Origin of the sequence: Sphingomonas cannabina (genome assembly GCF_021391395.1) — a bacterium.
GTDB classification, from domain to species: Bacteria; Pseudomonadota; Alphaproteobacteria; order Sphingomonadales; family Sphingomonadaceae; genus Sphingomonas; species Sphingomonas cannabina.
On record NZ_CP090059.1, the window covers coordinates 332,147 to 345,000 of the forward strand.

The following is a 12,854-nucleotide window of genomic DNA, read 5'->3' on the forward strand; positions in this document are numbered from 1 at the left end:
AATTTGCCAAGCCTCCGCACGCACTCTAGGGCGGCGCAACCCCCGTTGCTTTTGGAGTGAGCCCCGCGTGACCGACCTTCCCGAAACGCTGACCTTGACGCTGGAGACCGGCGACGTCGTCATCCGCCTGCGTCCGGACCTCGCGCCCGGCCATGTCGAGCGGATCACGACGCTGGCCAACCAGGGCTTCTACGACGGCGTGGTGTTCCACCGCGTGATCGACGGGTTCATGGCGCAGGGCGGCGACCCGACCGGCCGCGGCACCGGCGGCTCCGACCTGCCCGACCTCCAGGCCGAGTTCAGCCGCGAGCCGCATGTCCGCGGCGTCTGCTCGATGGCGCGCACCTCCTATCCGCACAGCGCCAACAGCCAGTTCTTCATCTGCCTCGACGACGCGACCTTCCTCGACGGTCAGTACACCGTGTGGGGCGAGGTGACCGAAGGCATGGAGCATGTCGACGCCCTCCCCAAGGGCGAGCCGCCGCGCAACCCCGGCAAGATCGTGCGAGCGCGGGCGGCGTAATCGCCAACCTCGTCATCCCGGCGAAAGCCGGGATTTCAAGCGAAGGCGCAATACGGCAGGAGATCCCGGCTTTCGCCGGGATGACGGCCGGGACTATCAGGTCGTCGCGATCGTCGCGGCCACCCAGTCGTGGAACAGCCGCACCGGGCGCGTCTGCAGCGCGCGCGGGCGGCACACGAACCAGTAGCTGTAGCGGCTCTCGACGGTGACGTCGAAGAGCTGGACGAGCCGCGGGTCGTTCGCCGACTCGTAATGGGTCTCGAGCATGAAGGCGATGCCGAGTCCCTGCGCCGCCGCCTCGAGCATCAGCGATCCCGAATCGAAGAAGTCGATCGCCAACGGCTCGAGGTCCGGCAGTCCCACCGCCTCGCGCCAGGCGGTGAAGGTCTCCGGCATGTCGCGGTGGATCAGCACGGTCTGGCTGGCGAGCTGGTGCGGCTCGGTGATCGCGCCCGGCCCTTCGGCGAGCGCGCGCGCGGCGATCACGTGCACGCGGTTGCGGTCGAGCCGTTTGGCGTAGAGCGCCGGGTCGATCTCTTCGGCCAGCACGATCGCGGCGTCGAGCCCGTCGCCGAGTCGGGTCACGCCATGGCCGCCGGTATCGACGTCGAGATGGAGCTCGGGATGGAGCCGCTTCAGCTCGCCGAGCCGCGGCAGCAGCCGCTGCGTCGCGAACAGCGGCAGCACGCCGAGGCGCAGGCGCAGCAGCTCGACCCCGCTGGTCATCGCCTCGATCGTGTCGGAAATGGTGTCGAGCGCGGGCGCTATCCCGCTCAGCAGCCGCTCGCCGTCCGCATTGAGCCGGAGCGCCTGGTGGCGCCGCTCGAACAAGGGCTTGCCGATGAAGCGTTCCAGCGCCTGCACGCGGCGGCTGAGCGCGGGCGAGGACAGCGCCAGCTCCTCGGCGGCGGCCTTGATCGAGCCGAGCCGGGCGACCTGGACGAACGCCTCGATCGCGGTCAGGGGAGGGAGCCTGCGCATCGCTCAGCTTCCTTGCATCGCCTCGCACGCATGTCAAAAACGCACTGATAACGGTCCCATAGTTGCATTTTATGCAATTTAATAGAATTATTTCGCACTTGCACAAAAACGTGCTGCGCCGCACATAGAGCAGGCCTTTCAGGCATCCTCTCCTAAACCTTTCCAAGGCCGGTCCTTCGGGACCGGCCCTTTTTTTTGCCCGCAATACCCCTCCCGCTCCCGGAACTGCCGCCCTATGTGGCGCGCTTCAGGAGTTTGCTCAGGGAGAGTCGGATGGCCGACGACGAAACGCGCGGGCGCAAGCTGCAGGTAGCCAACGCCCGGCCCGAGGACAGCGGCCGCGGGCTTGCCCATATCCCCCGCGCCATGATGGCGGCGCTCGGCATCACTGAGGGCGACGTGATCGAGATTGTCGGCAAGCGCGTGACGCCCGCCCGCGCGGTGCTGCCCTATGCCGAGGACGAGGGGCTGGAGATCCTGCGCATCGACGGCCTCCAGCGCGCCAACGCCGGCGCCGGATCGGGCGATTTCGTCGAGGTGCGCCGCGCCGAATCGAAGCCGGCGACGCGGGTGGTGTTCGCGCCGGCCTCCAAGAACGTCCGCCTCCAGGGCTCGGGGCTCGCGCTCCAGCGCAGCTTCGCCGGGCGACCGCTCACCGCCGGTGACACCGTCGCCACCGTCGGCCAGCAGCGCGTCCCCGGCAGCGACGTGCCGCCGCACATCGCCCAGTATCTCCGCGCGCCTGCTTATGCCCTGCAGGAAATCCGCATGATCGTGGTGTCGACCGCGCCCAAGGGCATCGTCCATATCGACGAATCCACCGAGATCGAACTGCGGTCCGATTACGAGGAGCCCAAGGAAAGCCGCCGCGCCGATGTGACCTACGACGACGTCGGCGGCATGGCCGCCACGATCGATCAGCTGCGCGAGATGGTCGAGCTGCCGCTGCGCTATCCCGAGCTGTTCCAGCGCCTGGGCGTCGATCCGCCCAAGGGCGTGCTGCTCCACGGCCCGCCCGGCACCGGCAAGACCCGGCTCGCGCGTGCGGTCGCCAATGAAAGCGATGCCAGCTTCTTCCTGATCAACGGGCCCGAGATCATGGGCTCGGCCTATGGCGAGTCGGAGAAGCGGCTGCGCGAGGTGTTCGAGGAGGCGGCCGCCAACGCGCCATCGATCGTGTTCATCGACGAGATCGATTCGATCGCCCCCAAGCGCGGGCAGGTGCAGGGCGAGGCCGAGAAGCGCCTCGTCGCCCAGCTGCTCACCTTGATGGACGGGCTGGAGGCGCGCGCCAACATCGTCATCATCGCCGCGACCAACCGGCCCGAGGCGCTCGACGAGGCGCTGCGCCGGCCCGGCCGCTTCGACCGCGAGATCATCGTGGGCGTCCCGGACGAGCGCGGGCGGCGCGAGATCCTGGGCATCCATACGCGCGGCATGCCGCTCGGCGACCGGGTCGACCTGGGCGAGCTCGCGCGCACCACCTATGGCTTCGTCGGCGCCGACTTGGCCGCACTCGCCCGTGAGGCGGCGATCGAATCGGTGCGGCGGATCATGCCGAAGCTCAATCTCGAGGAGGGGACGATCCCGCCCGAGGTGCTCGACACGCTCGCCGTCACCCGCGAGGATTTCCTGGAGGCGCTGAAGCGCGTCCAGCCCTCGGCGATGCGCGAGGTGATGGTGCAGGCGCCGCAGGTGCGCTGGGAGGACGTCGGCGGGCTCGACCAGGCGCAGGAACGCCTGAAGGAGGGCGTCGAGCTGCCGCTCAAGGACCCCGACGCGTTCCGCCGCATCGGCATCCGTCCGGCCAAGGGCTTCCTGCTCTATGGCCCGCCCGGCACCGGCAAGACGCTGCTTGCCAAGGCGGTGGCGCGCGAGGCGGAGGCGAACTTCATCGCCACCAAGTCGTCCGACCTGCTCAGCAAATGGTACGGCGAGAGCGAGCAGCAGATCGCCCGCCTGTTCGCCCGCGCGCGCCAGGTGGCGCCGTGCGTGATCTTCATCGACGAGCTCGATTCGCTGGTCCCCGCTCGCGGCGGCGGCCTCGGCGAGCCGCAGGTCACCGAGCGGGTGGTCAACACCATCCTCGCCGAGATGGACGGGCTCGAGGAGCTGCAGTCGGTGGTGGTGATCGGCGCGACCAACCGGCCGAACCTGGTCGACCCGGCGCTGCTGCGTCCCGGCCGCTTCGACGAACTGATCTACGTCGGCGTGCCGAACCAGGAGGGGCGGCGGCGTATCCTCGACATCCAGACGCAGAAGATGCCGCTGGCCGAGGACGTCGACCTCGATTCGATCGCCGCGCGGGCCGAGCGCTTCACCGGCGCCGACCTGGAGGACATCGTCCGCCGCGCCGGCATGATCGCGCTGCGCAAGTCGCTGGGCGCGAAAACGGTGTCGATGGCCGATTTCGAGGAGGCACTCGAGGAATCGCGCGCCTCGGTCACGCCGGAGATGGAGGAGGAGTATCGGCGGATGTCGTCGCAGCTCAAGCAGGATGCGGTGGCGATCCAGCCGATCGGCTTCATCGCGCCGGGGACGCTCCAGGGCCGGGGACCGAAGAGCGCAGATTAGACAGGGCTTTCCCCGCCCCTATCCCCGTTCGTCCCGAGCGAAGTCGAGGGACATGGCCTGCGTGAGCGTCCCTCGACTTCGCTCGGGACGAACGGGGGTAGGGGACTTGTCTCAGCACGAACGGGGTGAGGTGCGGTCCTTCAACACCAACCACGCATAGCCGAGCAGCAGTACGAGCGCGGCGGCCGCGGTCAGATAGGGCAGCGGCCGCCACAGCTCGTAGAGACCGACGCCGATCGACGGCCCCAGCACGAAGGAGGCGCCGTTGATCGACGTCACCTTGCCGGCGACCGATCCCTGCGCCTCGGCGCCGACCGCCAGGCTCGATCCGGCGGTGAAGCCGGGGCGGATGAAGCCGAAGCCCATCGCCGCCAGCGCATTGCCCATCGCGATGCCATAGAGGGTGCCGGCGGTCCCCGTCGCCGCGCAGCCGACCGCGGCGATCACCAGCCCGATCCGCACCAGCGTCGCCGGCCTCAGGTTGAGCAGCGGGATGAAACCCCATTGCACCAGCAGCGCGGAGACCGCACCGATCATCAGCACCAGGCCGGTCGGCGGCAATGCCTCGGCCGGGGCCAGGTGGAGCCGGTCGATCACCAGGAAACCGATCACCTGCCCGGTCATAGCCTGGGCATGGCCCATCACCAGCCCGACCGTCATCCAGCCGCGGACGCGCGGGTCGAGGAAGCCGACGCGCTCGTCATGCCCGGCGACGGCGGCGGTGACGCTCGCCCCGGTCGGCGCGCCGCCGATCGAAGGATAGGCGGAGGCGACGCCATGCCCGGCGAGGTCCGGCTGGCCGGACAGCTGCCGCGCCGCCGCGGTCAGGACGACGAGACCGATCATGCAGCCGACGAACGCCGGGCCGGCCAGGCCGATCTCGACCGACCCGAGATGCCCCACCACCAGATAGGGCGCGATCGCCGGGCCCAGGATCGTGCCGAGCCCGAACGCCGATCCCAGCAGCGCCAGTGCCCGCGTGCGCTCCTCGCGCGTGGTGCGACCGGCGACGATCGCCTGCACCGCCGGCGGTGCCGCCGAGCCGAGCCCGCCGTAGAACATCCGCCCGATCACGAAGAGCGCGAAGGCGAGCGTCCCCGGAATCCAGCCGTTGATCCCCGCGGCGAGGAACGATCCGCACAGGAACAGCGACAGGCAGAAGCCGGTGAGCCCGAGCAGCACCATCGCCCGCCGTCCGTGCCGGTCCGACCGGTTGGCCCAGAAGGGCGCGGCGACCACCCAGAGCAGCGCCGAGACCGAGAAGGCGACCGCCACCCAGCTGTCGCGCACGCCCAGCGACCGCCCCAGTGCCGGCAGCACCGACTGCAGCGCCGTGTTGCCCGCGGCGATCGTCAGCATCACCACGAACAGCATCGCGAAGGTGCGGTCGAAGCGCGGACCGTTCATCCGCTCATCGCTTAAGCGGCCGGTCGCATTGTGCAACCGTTCCCGCTTCCTACATGCAACCGGTGCGCTTGCACTTTCGTTGCAGTTTTGCGACGGACGCTCGCTTGTCGCCGGCTTCGCAAGGATCATGATGACCAGCTCGCTTTCCCTCGGCCGCTCGGCACGCAAGAGCAAGCGCCGCCTCTCGCCGCAAGCGATGTTCTTCCGCGAGTTCCTGAGGCGGCCGGTGATGGTCGGATCGATCATCCCGTCGTCGAACCGCACGATCCGGCGCGTGCTCGATCGCGTCGACTGGGCCAGCGTCAAGCTGTTCGTCGAATATGGCCCAGGCGTCGGCACCTTCTGCCAGGCGGTGCTCGACCGGCTCGGCCCCGACGCGCAATATATCGCGATCGACACCAATCCCGATTTCGTCGAGTATCTGCGCGATTCCTTCCACGATCCGCGCTTCACGGTGGTGCAGGGATCGGCCGAGGACGTCGAGAAGATCGCTGCCGAACATGGCCATGAGCATGCCGATTACGTGCTCTCGGGCCTGCCCTTCTCGACGCTGCCGCCCGGCGTCGGCGACCGCATCGCCGCGGCGACGCGCCGCGTGCTCCGGCCCGGCGGTGCCTTCCTCGTCTATCAGTTCAACCCGAACGTCCGCAATTTCCTGACACCGCATTTCGAGCGCATCGATTATGAGATCGAATGGTGGAACGTGCCGCCGGCGCAGATCTGGTGGGCGTGGAAGGATTGATCCTTTCGACGTAATCCGGGCGGAAGGCGACCGTCCTCCTGATATGGATCAAGCATTTCCTGCGTTGACGCACGGGCATGAATCGATCACGCGAAGACCCATGGACCAGCTCAACCTGTCCGAGGCCGAATGGCGCAAGCGCCTGACGCCCGAACAATTCCACGTCCTGCGCGAAGCCGGCACCGAAGCGCCGTTCGCGGGCAAATACACCAACAACAAGGCCGACGGCGTCTATCGCTGCGCGGGCTGCGGGCTCGAGCTGTTCGACAGCGAGGACAAATATGATTCGGGTTCGGGCTGGCCGAGCTTCACGCGCCCGATCGCCGAGGACCATATCACCGAGCATGGCGACGCGAGCCATGGCATGGTGCGCACCGAGGTACGCTGTGCGCGCTGCGACGGGCATCAGGGCCATGTCTTCCCCGACGGGCCGCCGCCGGCGGGGCTGCGCTACTGCATCAATTCGGTCAGCCTCGATTTCCGCGCCAGGGCGAACGGGAAGGCGGCCTGATCCCCTTGTCCGTGAATCGGTAACCGCGTAATCCTCCCGCCGACGCGATGGCGAGCCGCAGCACCCGATCCCCCAAGCCGCGCTGGCGCCGCGTCCTCGCCTGGACGGTCGGCATCGGCCTGACGCTCGCGATCCTCGGCCTCGCCGCGCTGGCGATCGCCGTCTATACGGCGCGTGCCTCGCTCCCCAGCTTCGACGAACTCAAGTCCTCGCCCAACGGCCAGATGATCCGCGTCCATGCCGCCGACGGCACGGTGATCGTGTCGCTGGGACCAAGCTACGGCGAGTGGATTCCCTACAGCCAGATCCCGAAGGTTATGCGCGACGCGATGGTCTCGGTCGAGGATCGCCGCTTCCGCTCGCACATCGGCGTCGATCCGGTCGGCATGGCGCGCGCGATCAAGTTCGGCATCGAGAACCGCAACAACGGCCGCCGCCTCCAGGGCGCCTCGACCATCACCCAGCAGGTCGCGCGCACCATCTTCCTGTCGAACAAATACGACTGGCGCCGCAAGATCCGCGAGGGCATCCTGGCGCTGGCGCTCGAGCGCAAGTTCAGCAAGGACCAGCTTCTCGAGCTCTACCTCAACAAGGTCTATTTCGGCGGCGGCGCCTATGGCATCGACGCGGCGAGCCGGCGATTCTTCGGCCATCCTGCCACCAACCTGTCGCTGAGCGAGGCCGCGGTGATCGCCGGGCTGGTCAAGGCGCCGTCGCGCTATTCGCCCACCGCCGATGCCGAGGCCGCGGTCGGCCGCGCCGGCGTGGTGCTGCAGACGATGGTCGAGACGGGCGCGATCACGCCGGCCGAGGCGGCGAGCGCCGATCCCAAGGCAGTTAAGCTCGCGCCCGAGCCGCAGCAGAACTCCGTCCGCTACTTCACCGACTGGGCGCTGCCCCAGTTGGAGACGCTGATCGACGAGACGGTCGAGCCGCTGGAGGTGTGGACCACGCTCGACCTCAACATGCAGCGCGCCGCAGACCAGGCGATCGATGCCAACACCCCCGGCGGCGCCCAGGGCGCGCTGGTCGCGCTGGACCGCGGCGGCGAGGTACGCGCGATGGTCGGCGGCAAGGATTACATCAGCTCGATCTACAACCGCGCGACCCAGGCGACGCGCCAGCCGGGATCGGCGTTCAAGCTGTTCGTCTATCTCGCCGCGCTGGAGGCCGGCCACAAGCCCGACGATGCGATCGTCGACGAGCCGGTCAACATCAACGGCTGGAGCCCGCGCAACTCGTCGCGGCGCTTCTCCGGCCAGATCGATATCCGTACCGCCTTCGCCTATTCGATCAACACCGTCGCCGCGAAGCTGGGGCAGGAGGTCGGCTTCACCACCGTCGCCGACATGGCGCGCCGCTTCGGCATCACCACGCCGGTCAACACCCATCCCTCAATGGTCCTCGGCACCAGCGACGTGCGCCTGATCGACATGACCCGCGCCTTCGCCAGCGTCGGGCAGAAGGGGGTGATGGTCACGCCCTATGCGATCACCCGCGTCACCGCGAACGGCCAGGTGATCTACCAGCATCAGGTCGACACCAGCCGCGTGCTGGTCGCTCCCTATGTCGCCGCCGAGATGACCGACCTGCTCCAGACCGCGGTCAACACCGGTACTGCGCGCGCGGCGCAGATCGGGCGGCCGGTGGCGGGCAAGACCGGCACCACCAGCTCGAACAAGGACGGCTGGTTCCTCGGCTTCTCCAGCGGCATCACCACCGGCGTGTGGATGGGGCGCGACGACGCGCGCCCGATCCCGGGCCTGCAGGGCGGCACCGCGCCGGCGCGCGCCTTCGCCAGCTTCATGCGCAAGGCCGTCGCCAATCGCCCGATCGAGAATTTCGACACCGAGGTGAAGCTGCCCGAATGGCAGCTCGAACCCGACGACGAGGCCTATCTCGGCCAGCCCGACAACGGGATGATGGTCGATCCCGACGGCAACCCGCTCGAACCCGCGCCCGACGATTTCGCCATCCCTGAGCCCGGCACCGGGACCGAGAACCAACCTCCGCTGCCCGAAGGCGGCGGCGAGCAATTGCAGCCGCCACCGCAGCGGCTCGATCAGGACTTCATCGACCGCGCGATCGGCCGCGACCGCTCACGCGAGGCACCGCGCCAATCGCCGTCGCAGCAGGGAACACCCCGGCCGCTGGACCGCGACCGTCCGCCGTCGCGCGCTCAGGACGAGCGGCCGAACCAGTGAAGCGCGGCGCCGTGGGCGCGCAGCCAGGCGCGCGCCGCGGCGGGATCGCCCTCGAAAAGCTCGGCGACCAGCCGATGGAAGGCGGGGCCGTGGTTCATATGGACGCGGTGCGCGACCTCATGCGCCACCGTCGCGCGGCGGACATGGGCAGGAGCGAGGATCAGCCGCCAGCTGTAGCGGATCGCCCCGCTCGACGAGCAGCTTCCCCAGCGCCCGCGCGGATCGCCGATCGTGACCGCCTCGACCGTGACGCCGGCCTTGTCGGCGTAATGCGTGGTCTCCTCGCTCAGCACCCGCAGCGCCTCGCGCTTGAGCCAGCGGGCGATCCGGCCGGCGAAACCCTCCACTGGGCCACCGCACACCAGCCGGTCACCCTCGCGGACCGGCGTGCGGGCGGCGCCGAGGCGATGCTCCAGCGCCACCTCGATGCCGCCGATGGGGATCACCATTCCCGGCAGGAACGGCCGCGCCTCGGGCAATTTCGCGCGCTGCGAGGCGATCCAGCCGGCCTGCTCCTCGGCCCAGGCCAGCGCCGGCTTCAACGCCGCGCGCTTGGGCAAGGTCAGCCGCACCCGGCCGCTCGCCGGATCGACCGAAAGCTTGAGCCGCCGCGCGCGCGGATGGCGGCGGACCTCGATCGCCGTCACAGCTCGCGGTCGATCATGTGGTGCTCGAGCTCGCCGGCATCGACTTCCGACACCGTCCAACCGCGCGTCGATTCGCCGGCGCGGTGCACCGCCTCGCGATCGCCGCACACCAGATAATGCCATTCCGGCAGCGGCTCGCCTGCCGCGCGCAGGCGATAGGCGCAGGTGCCGGGCAGCCAGTCGATGTCGGCGACGTTGCGCGTCGTCAGCCGCACGCAGTCGGGCACATGCGCACGGCGGTTGCGATAGTCGCTGCACAGCCCGGTACGCCGGTCGAGCAGCCGGCAGGCGACATTGGTCGGGTAGAGCGCACCGCTCTCCTCGTCCTCCAGCTTGTGGAGGCAGCATTTGCCGCAGCCGTCGCACAGCGCCTCCCATTGCGCGCGGTCGAGCCGGTCGAGCGGCAGCGTCTCCCAGAATTTCTCGTCGGTCACTTCACCCAGCGTTTGAGCTCGTCCGCTACCGCCTGCGGCCCCTGATCCGACGGCAGTAAGGCGATTGGGCTGCCGTCGGGCCCCATCAAATAGGTGACCCGGACATGCTGCACCAGATAGCCGCCGCCCGGCGCCGGCGGTTCGAGCGAATAGCTGATCGCATAAGCCTTGGTGATCGCGTCGATGTCGGCCTTGCTGCCGGTCAGGCCGATCATGCGCGGATGGAATTGATCGGTAAACTCCTTGAGTACAGCCGGGGTATCGCGCTTGGGATCGACGGTGACGAAGATCGGCACCACCTTCGCCCCCAGCGCCGGCGAGGCCTGTTCGAACATTTTGAGGCCGCGGCCGATCGCTTGTGCGTCGGTCGGGCAGATATCGGGGCAGAAGGTGTAGCCGAAGTACATGATTCGATAGCGGCCGGCGAAAGCGTGGTCGGTGACCCGCACGCCGTTTTCGTCGGTGAGGGTGAACGGGCCGCCGATCCGGGCACCGGCCAGCGGCGAATCCGCGCCGCCGCCGCAGCCGGCGAGCGCGAGCAGCAGGGCGAGAGCCGGTAAGCGTCTGTTCATGGCATCGCGAGCCTTGGTCTGCTAATCGGTTCCATGCAAGCTCAACAGGATCCTTCGTCGATGGTGTCGCCCGCTTTCCGCTTCGTCCTCGCCGCCGCGCTGCTCGCCGCCCCCGCCGCCCTTCCCGCCCAGCGCATGTCCGACAGCTACGAGTTCCTGAAGGCGGTGCGCGAGGCGGACGGCAACAAGGTCACGCAGATCCTGGACAAGCCGGGGTCGCGGATCATCAACACCCGGGACGATTCGGGCGACGCGGCGCTGCACATCGTGACCAAGCGCGGCGACGTCACCTATCTCCGCTTCCTCATCGCCCGCGGCGCCAACATCAACATCCAGGACGGGCGCGGCAACACGCCGCTGATGCTGGCGGTGAGCGCAAGCTGCTTCGACTGCGTCGACGTGCTGACCCAGCAGAAGGCGAACGTGAACCTCGCCAATGCCTCGGGCGAGACCCCGCTGATCCGCGCGGTGCAGCTGCGCAATCTCGAGATGGCGCGGCGGCTGCTCGACGCCGGTGGCAATCCCGACCAGCGCGACGTGGTCGCCGGTCTGTCCGCGCGCGATTATGCGACGCGCGACACCCGCTCGCCGGCGCTGACCAAGCTGCTCGCCGATGCGCCCAAGGCCGGCAGCAGTCGCAGGGTTGCGGGACCGGGACTCTGATCCTCCGACCCCGGCACGACGCCGGGGGGACGGTGAGGGCCAGAGTTTGATCCATCCGGCTTGAAGCAGCTGTTCCCCGGCGAAGGCCGGGGCCCCGCTGCGAGCGGTTCGATACTGGGCCCCGGCCTTCGCCGGGGAACAACTACAACTGGCCGAATCCGACTCTAATACCCCCCGAGATCGCCGAACGCGTCCGGATCCATGAGCCCGATCACCCGCCGCGCCGCACGTCTTGCGAGCGCGAGCGTGCAGCGGCGGCGGGCATGGACGGGCAGCGCCACCGTCGCCGCCTCGCGCACGATCGCCGCGTCATAGCGGTCGGCGACGATCACCCCCGAACGCTCGGGCAGGAATGCGGGGCCGTCGAGCGGACTCGCATCGAAACCCTCCGGCACCGCCCAGTAGAAGCGGTCACAATGCCCCAGATAGTCGGTCCATTTGGCGTCGCCGAGCAGGTCGGCCCGCGATACCTTGATCTCGACGATCACCAGCCCGCCCTTGGCATCCAGCGCCATCAGGTCGGCACGGCGCCCGCCGTCGAGCGGCACCTCCGCGATCGCGACGATATCGTGACGAAGCAGCATCCGGCACACCCCGCGCGCGACGTCGGCAGCGACGAGAGGGGCCGCAGAATCGGAAAGGGGCACGGCGCTGGCCATGCCCCTTCCTAGAACATCATGGGAACGCTGGAAAGCGCTCGTGCGCCGTAAGACGGCACCGGCCCGCTCCCCCACCCGGCCACCCATAAGATACTGCCGTTGGGTGGCCGGGTGGGGGAGCGGGCCGGTGCCGCCTAGATAAACGACTCAGCGATAGAAGACGTGGTTGCCGATCGCGGCGACCTTCGACAGCCGCCAGCCGGGCGAGACCCGCCGCGCATGGAAATAAAGCGCACTGCCGGCAGCCGAATCCCACAGGTCGCGCTGCGCGACCTTGGCGACCGCCACCGCGGTCTGCCATGCCTTGCCCTTGCCGGTCGGCACATAGCCGCCGCGCACGAACGAGAACTGGCCGCGCTGGGTCAGCACCGAGCACACCGACGTGGGGAAACGGCCCGAGCGGGTGCGGTTGAGGATGGTCTCGGCGACCGCCAGCTGGCCGGCGAGCGGCTCGCCCTTCGATTCGAAATAGACGCCGGAGGCGAGGCACTGGAGCTCGCGATCGTCGTCGAGCGCGGTGTTCTGCGCAGCGACGGCATCGGCAAGCGAATCGAAATCGTCCTCAGCCTGGACAGGCTGCTGCTCGTTCTCGGCCGGAATCGCCTGGATCATCGCAGGCTGCGGCTGAACGGTCTGAACCGTCGCGGTCGGCTCAACGGCGGCCTGGGGCGCCGGAGCGGGCGGAACCTGGGGAAGGGTGATGGCGTTGAGCGTAGTGAGCGGCGCGGAATCGAGCTTCTGGGCGAAGCCGGGCGCCGAGGTGCCGACGAACACGGCGCTCACGAGAAAAACGGCCGCAGGAATTGCGGCGCGGGCAACGAACGACATTCAACAACGATCAAGTGCGGTTGGCACACGATCCGGCGGCTTCCCCGCTCTTCGATAAGGCGGGTTCGATACGGATCGGGATACCCCCCGACTGCGTCACCGGCCGAAA

At 68.8% G+C, this 12,854-nt stretch carries 13 protein-coding genes; 6 read left to right on the top strand and 7 right to left on the bottom strand.

The window, feature by feature from the left end; all coding sequences use genetic code 11:
- The first annotated feature begins 67 nt into the window (after nt 1-67).
- Nucleotides 68-523, top strand: coding sequence for a peptidylprolyl isomerase (locus tag LZK98_RS01690; RefSeq protein WP_233784622.1), 456 nt, complete (start codon nt 68-70; stop codon nt 521-523).
- Nucleotides 524-619: 96 nt separating this feature from the next.
- Here the strand turns inward: LZK98_RS01690 and LZK98_RS01695 are convergent, their stop codons facing one another.
- Nucleotides 620-1,504 (bottom strand): LysR substrate-binding domain-containing protein, encoded by an 885-nt coding sequence (locus tag LZK98_RS01695; RefSeq protein WP_233784623.1) that lies wholly within the window; start codon nt 1,502-1,504, stop codon nt 620-622.
- Nucleotides 1,505-1,777: 273 nt separating this feature from the next.
- Here LZK98_RS01695 and LZK98_RS01700 point away from each other — a divergent pair, with 273 nt between their 5' ends.
- The gene (locus LZK98_RS01700) at nt 1,778-4,078 is read left to right on the top strand and encodes a CDC48 family AAA ATPase (RefSeq protein WP_233784624.1); all 2,301 of its coding nucleotides are present in this window, start codon (nt 1,778-1,780) and stop codon (nt 4,076-4,078) included.
- A 111-nt stretch (nt 4,079-4,189) separates the two neighbouring features.
- Here the strand turns inward: LZK98_RS01700 and LZK98_RS01705 are convergent, their stop codons facing one another.
- On the bottom strand, nt 4,190-5,485 hold the full coding sequence (locus LZK98_RS01705) for an MFS transporter (protein ID WP_233784625.1): 1,296 nt from the start codon (nt 5,483-5,485) through the stop codon (nt 4,190-4,192).
- Nucleotides 5,486-5,615: 130 nt separating this feature from the next.
- On the opposite strand from LZK98_RS01705, the gene LZK98_RS01710 reads away from it, so the two are divergent.
- The 3 genes from LZK98_RS01710 to LZK98_RS01720 all read left to right on the top strand — a co-directional run bounded on the left by LZK98_RS01710 (nt 5,616) and on the right by LZK98_RS01720 (nt 8,942).
- On the top strand, nt 5,616-6,227 hold the full coding sequence (locus tag LZK98_RS01710; protein ID WP_233784626.1) for a class I SAM-dependent methyltransferase: 612 nt from the start codon (nt 5,616-5,618) through the stop codon (nt 6,225-6,227).
- A gap of 100 nt (nt 6,228-6,327) precedes the next feature.
- Nucleotides 6,328-6,738 carry a peptide-methionine (R)-S-oxide reductase MsrB gene (msrB, locus tag LZK98_RS01715; protein ID WP_233784627.1) on the top strand — a complete coding sequence of 137 codons (411 nt, stop codon included), beginning with the start codon at nt 6,328-6,330 and terminating at the stop codon, nt 6,736-6,738.
- 47 nt (nt 6,739-6,785) lie between these two features.
- Nucleotides 6,786-8,942, top strand: coding sequence for a transglycosylase domain-containing protein (locus tag LZK98_RS01720; protein ID WP_233784628.1), 2,157 nt, complete (start codon nt 6,786-6,788; stop codon nt 8,940-8,942).
- On the opposite strand, the gene LZK98_RS01725 is transcribed toward LZK98_RS01720, so the two are convergent.
- From LZK98_RS01725 to LZK98_RS01735, 3 genes are read right to left on the bottom strand one after another with little or no spacing between them, the layout of a single operon-like run.
- On the bottom strand, nt 8,918-9,589 hold the full coding sequence (locus LZK98_RS01725) for a M48 family metallopeptidase (RefSeq protein ID WP_233784629.1): 672 nt from the start codon (nt 9,587-9,589) through the stop codon (nt 8,918-8,920). The two genes, LZK98_RS01720 and LZK98_RS01725, sit on opposite strands and share 25 nt — an antisense overlap.
- On the bottom strand, nt 9,586-10,032 hold the full coding sequence (locus LZK98_RS01730) for a YcgN family cysteine cluster protein (protein ID WP_233786674.1): 447 nt from the start codon (nt 10,030-10,032) through the stop codon (nt 9,586-9,588). The genes LZK98_RS01725 and LZK98_RS01730 overlap by 4 nt, the downstream gene beginning before the upstream one ends.
- Nucleotides 10,020-10,595: an SCO family protein gene (locus tag LZK98_RS01735; RefSeq protein ID WP_233784630.1), complete on the bottom strand. Its 576-nt coding sequence runs from the start codon at nt 10,593-10,595 to the stop codon at nt 10,020-10,022. Before LZK98_RS01735 ends, LZK98_RS01730 begins: the two co-directional genes overlap by 13 nt.
- A gap of 60 nt (nt 10,596-10,655) precedes the next feature.
- On the opposite strand from LZK98_RS01735, the gene LZK98_RS01740 reads away from it, so the two are divergent.
- Nucleotides 10,656-11,258 carry an ankyrin repeat domain-containing protein gene (locus LZK98_RS01740; protein ID WP_233784631.1) on the top strand — a complete coding sequence of 201 codons (603 nt, stop codon included), beginning with the start codon at nt 10,656-10,658 and terminating at the stop codon, nt 11,256-11,258.
- A gap of 164 nt (nt 11,259-11,422) precedes the next feature.
- Here LZK98_RS01740 and LZK98_RS01745 read toward each other — a convergent pair whose 3' ends face one another.
- Both LZK98_RS01745 and LZK98_RS01750 read right to left on the bottom strand, forming a co-directional pair.
- Nucleotides 11,423-11,917: an MmcB family DNA repair protein gene (locus tag LZK98_RS01745; RefSeq protein WP_233784632.1), complete on the bottom strand. Its 495-nt coding sequence runs from the start codon at nt 11,915-11,917 to the stop codon at nt 11,423-11,425.
- 147 nt (nt 11,918-12,064) lie between these two features.
- Entirely contained in the window at nt 12,065-12,700 is a 636-nt protein-coding gene (locus LZK98_RS01750; RefSeq protein WP_233784633.1) for a cell wall hydrolase, read from the bottom strand.
- Nucleotides 12,701-12,854 lie beyond the last annotated feature (154 nt).

Excerpts from the sequence above, each read along its gene's own strand:
- LZK98_RS01735 (WP_233784630.1), bottom strand. The coding sequence starts at position 10,595 with ATGAACAGACGCTTACCGGCTCTCGCCCTGCTGCTCGCGCTCGCCGGC.
- LZK98_RS01740 (WP_233784631.1), top strand. The coding sequence starts at position 10,656 with ATGGTGTCGCCCGCTTTCCGCTTCGTCCTCGCCGCCGCGCTGCTCGCC.
- LZK98_RS01710 (WP_233784626.1), top strand. The coding sequence starts at position 5,616 with ATGACCAGCTCGCTTTCCCTCGGCCGCTCGGCACGCAAGAGCAAGCGC.
- msrB (WP_233784627.1), top strand. The coding sequence starts at position 6,328 with ATGGACCAGCTCAACCTGTCCGAGGCCGAATGGCGCAAGCGCCTGACG.
- LZK98_RS01720 (WP_233784628.1), top strand. The coding sequence starts at position 6,786 with ATGGCGAGCCGCAGCACCCGATCCCCCAAGCCGCGCTGGCGCCGCGTC.
- LZK98_RS01745 (WP_233784632.1), bottom strand. The coding sequence starts at position 11,917 with ATGGCCAGCGCCGTGCCCCTTTCCGATTCTGCGGCCCCTCTCGTCGCT.
- LZK98_RS01705 (WP_233784625.1), bottom strand. The coding sequence starts at position 5,485 with ATGAACGGTCCGCGCTTCGACCGCACCTTCGCGATGCTGTTCGTGGTG.
- LZK98_RS01700 (WP_233784624.1), top strand. The coding sequence starts at position 1,778 with ATGGCCGACGACGAAACGCGCGGGCGCAAGCTGCAGGTAGCCAACGCC.
- LZK98_RS01695 (WP_233784623.1), bottom strand. The coding sequence starts at position 1,504 with ATGCGCAGGCTCCCTCCCCTGACCGCGATCGAGGCGTTCGTCCAGGTC.